We start from the raw sequence: 3,396 nt of genomic DNA on the forward strand, positions 1-3,396 counted from the left end.
CCCGAAACCAGGCCTCTACCTGCGACAGCGGTCCTCGTCGAGGAATTGGACCGAGAAATGATCACGAGAAATCAAGCCGTGGATTCAAGCTTAGCATAATTCATGCGCCCATGAAAGCGGGCGGGCTCCCCTGCCCCACAAGGCATCGCAGCAGGACTTCGCCTCCGTGCTGGAACGACTCGCTTCGATCATGCGGATGGGCCAACTATTTTCAAACACACCGTGGACAAGTGGACCTTCGACAAGCAGGACACCTTGTAGGGCGCGAAAACCCGGATGCGACCTCTGGCCTGCGGTTATCCACCCCTGTTCGGCGCCAAAGGACTCCTTCATAGCGCTGGCCTGGGGTTGCGCACGTCGTCAAGCTGCTCTGCAATACTCACGGATCAGACCGCAGACGGCGTTTCGTCGCTCTGTTCGAGCCGTGAGATCGACCGCGGAGGCCGGATCGTGAATGGGTTGGCGGAGTGACAGTGCCTGATGCGTGCCGCTCACCGTAGACCAGAAGGTGATCGAGGCATTCGCGCCTGAGGGTGCCGACGAACCGCTCGGCGAACGCGTTCGCCATCGATTCCGCGCGATCGCCAAACGGGTGACGAATGGATCGCGTACTGTCACCTTCGTGACTAGCCCGCCCGCTTCGCCGCACGACCCGCTCGATGTCGTCGTCGATGCCAGCCAGCGCTGGGCCGCCCACCGGGAACTGCCGGCCCGCCAGTTCGGCGAGACCACCTTGGGCGATGGTCCGGGGCGGCGAACGCTGCTTACAGCAGCCGCGTCCCTGGCGGCGTCCGGCCTTGTCGGCTGCTCATCGGCCGAGGTGCGGAACGAGATGCACACGGCGGCGCCGGCATCCCGCACAGGACCAGTTCCTGGCACACCGACGGCTGCTTACCAACGGCTGATGGAGGGCAACAGACGCTGGGTGGCCAACGCACTCCAGCATCCGGATCGCGATCCCACACGCCGGGAGTTGCTGGCCGCCAGCCAGCAGCCCTACGGAGCGGTGCTGTCATGCATCGATTCCCGGGTGCCACCCGAGCTTGTCTTCGACACCGGCCTGGGTGATCTGTTCGTCATGCGCAGCGGCGGGGCGGCTGTGGGGCCCATCATTACCGGCTCCGTCGAGTACGGGCCAATGACCAGCGGAACTCCGCTGATCGTCGTACTTGGCCACCAGCGGTGCGGCGCGGTCTCCGCCGCATACAGAGCCCTGCGGGAAGATAAGCCGCTGCCGGGCAACCTCCAGGCGATCACGGAGGCTCTGCGTCCGGCGTACGAACAGGCCGTACGGGAAAGCAGCGCCGATCCCGCCGAGACGATGGCCAGAGCCCAGGTGAAGCTGACCGCGAACGCCCTGCGCAGCAATCGAGACCTCGCGCCGCTGGTGGCCGAGGGAGTCCTGGCTGTGGTCAGCGCGTACTACTCCCTAGACACAGGCCAGGTCGAGATTCTGAACGGCGCACCTGCCTGAACAGCCCGCAAACCCGAGAGCCTCCCGGCACGCGCCGAGCTGACCGCTGGACCCCGTCCGCGCTCAACGACGCCACCGCGCCGCTGGCGGACCTGCTTGCGGCCGGCCAGCGCCACGGTGTCACCGCCGCCGAATGGAACGAGGACGGGGAGAACGATCTGACGCAGGCTGTCGCCACCGGCCTGATCGCCGGCCACAAGCGGGCCTCACAGGTAGAGCCGGCCGACCCGTTCGCCCTGCTGACCGGCGCAGCCGCCACCCGCGAACTGCTCGTGCTGGATTCGGGGGCGGAGGAGGACGGCGCGTACGTGGTGATTGCCCGGCAGCCTGAGCCGCCGGCGTGGGGGCCGGACGGACAACCGCCGCTGCTCGTCATCCTGAAGCGAGAGGAGGACACGTGGTGGCTGGAGGGGGCTGGCCCCTGGCAGTGGCACCTGTGGCCCGACCTGCCCACCGGTGTCCCTGTGCCCAGCCTTCACCACCCCGTACGCCCAGGTCATCGCGCCGCCGCCGGCACCGGACGTCGCTGTCGAGGTGTGCGAAAAAAGGGGGGATTCGTAACCGATCACCACCAAAATACGGGCTATGGGAACTGAAGCCTTCTATGCGACCTCAGCTCAGGTGCTGCCCACCCTCTTGATCGCCCTCACCGTCGAGATCGGCTTTCTCCTCACTCGCCTCGAACGTGCTCACACGAAGGCGCACCGAGAGGAACATGACATGGCTCCGCAACCCTTCTTCTTCTACCGCGGGCCATCGAGGGCGGCGCGGTACTTCGCCCGTCTTGGAAGGTGGCAGCTCGCAGCCGTGCTCATATCCCTCACGTTTCTGGTCGGGGAGTTTTCAGCGCTCCTGGCGCTGGCACACCGCTGGTTCTACCCGGGCACCTTCTACCTCACCGCCGGCAGCATTGCGATGATGGGCATCTACGCCGTGATCGCGCCGATCATCCGCTGGTACGGCACTCCCTGACATCAGAACTTCGACGACTACTCTCCTGCGCCCCCCGCGGATTCCGGGGGCCGCTCGCATTTAACTAGAGGAGCCGATCACGTCTTGGGCCGCAGCGGCAGGGGTCGAGACGCTCTGACGGCCAGCCAGACCTAAAGGGAGAGACCTGGCGCTTCCTCCAAGAAAGCCAGGCCCCTCTCCCCACCCCTGAATGCTAACGGCCGTCGATCATCGCGGCGTGAGGGACTCGGCGGCGGTGTACTGGTGGCTCCGGGCGATGCCAGCGAGCGTGGTGGCCACCGAGGCGGCGCAACGGGCGGGCGCGGCGAGCGCGGGCTCCCTCCGGTCGATCGCACCCCCGGGTCGCCGGTGGCGAGCTCGGCCTGCGCCTGGTCCAGCTCGGCGATCAGCGCCAGAGTTGCTCGACGCCGCCGCCTAAGCGACGGCACAAACCAGTCCGCCTCTTGACGCGTCTGCTGCAGGCGGCCGCGGACATGGTGGCTGGCCTGGCGGCAGGGGCTCGCCGTAGTAACGCGCCACCAGTAACGCTTCATATCTGCATAGCTACTAGATGCTGCGATCACTTGGTGGCAAATTGTGATCTCGCCTGATCACAGCCGCCTAAAGAGGTCACATGCCCCCACCATTGCTGCTCGTCTACGACCCCTGCTCTGCCAAGCCCTCACGTTCTGCCTCCTAGCCACCGCCATCTCCCTGGCAGATCCGTCGCCGGCATCAGCCACCGTCTCCGTCGCTCACACACCCGAGTCCGCCAGTCCGGCGCCGTCATCCCGTCGGGTGGCGGAAGCGAGCTGGGATACGGGGGTCGAGCAGCAATGGAACGGTCAGTGGCGTTAGTGGTTTCGTTCGTGAGAGGCGGATCTGGCGCAAAGTCCGTGAAGCGGTGACGATATGTGATCGCGTCGCTGGGGGCAGGCGATGGTCAGGTTGATCGCGATTTCGTAACTCGA

The 3,396-nt window shown here is 66.0% G+C and carries 3 protein-coding genes; 2 read left to right on the top strand and 1 reads right to left on the bottom strand.

Annotated features, from left to right (window positions below; genetic code table 11):
- Positions 1-484: 484 nt before the first annotated feature.
- The gene (locus ACIBVN_RS60675; RefSeq protein ID WP_397151987.1) at positions 485-1,474 is read left to right on the top strand and encodes a carbonic anhydrase; all 990 of its coding nucleotides are present in this window, start codon (positions 485-487) and stop codon (positions 1,472-1,474) included.
- A gap of 206 nt (positions 1,475-1,680) precedes the next feature.
- On the opposite strand, the gene ACIBVN_RS60680 is transcribed toward ACIBVN_RS60675, so the two are convergent.
- A complete protein-coding gene (locus ACIBVN_RS60680) occupies positions 1,681-1,833 on the bottom strand; it encodes a hypothetical protein (RefSeq protein WP_397151989.1) in 153 nt (50 codons plus the stop codon).
- A 226-nt stretch (positions 1,834-2,059) separates the two neighbouring features.
- Between ACIBVN_RS60680 and ACIBVN_RS60685 the strand changes: the two genes are divergently transcribed.
- Positions 2,060-2,446 (top strand): hypothetical protein, encoded by a 387-nt coding sequence (locus ACIBVN_RS60685; RefSeq protein WP_397151990.1) that lies wholly within the window; start codon positions 2,060-2,062, stop codon positions 2,444-2,446.
- Positions 2,447-3,396 lie beyond the last annotated feature (950 nt).

This window comes from Nonomuraea sp. NPDC049400 (genome assembly GCF_044466425.1).
GTDB lineage: Bacteria > Actinomycetota > Actinomycetes > Streptosporangiales > Streptosporangiaceae > Nonomuraea.

Excerpts from the sequence above, each read along its gene's own strand:
- ACIBVN_RS60685 (WP_397151990.1), top strand. The coding sequence starts at position 2,060 with ATGGGAACTGAAGCCTTCTATGCGACCTCAGCTCAGGTGCTGCCCACC.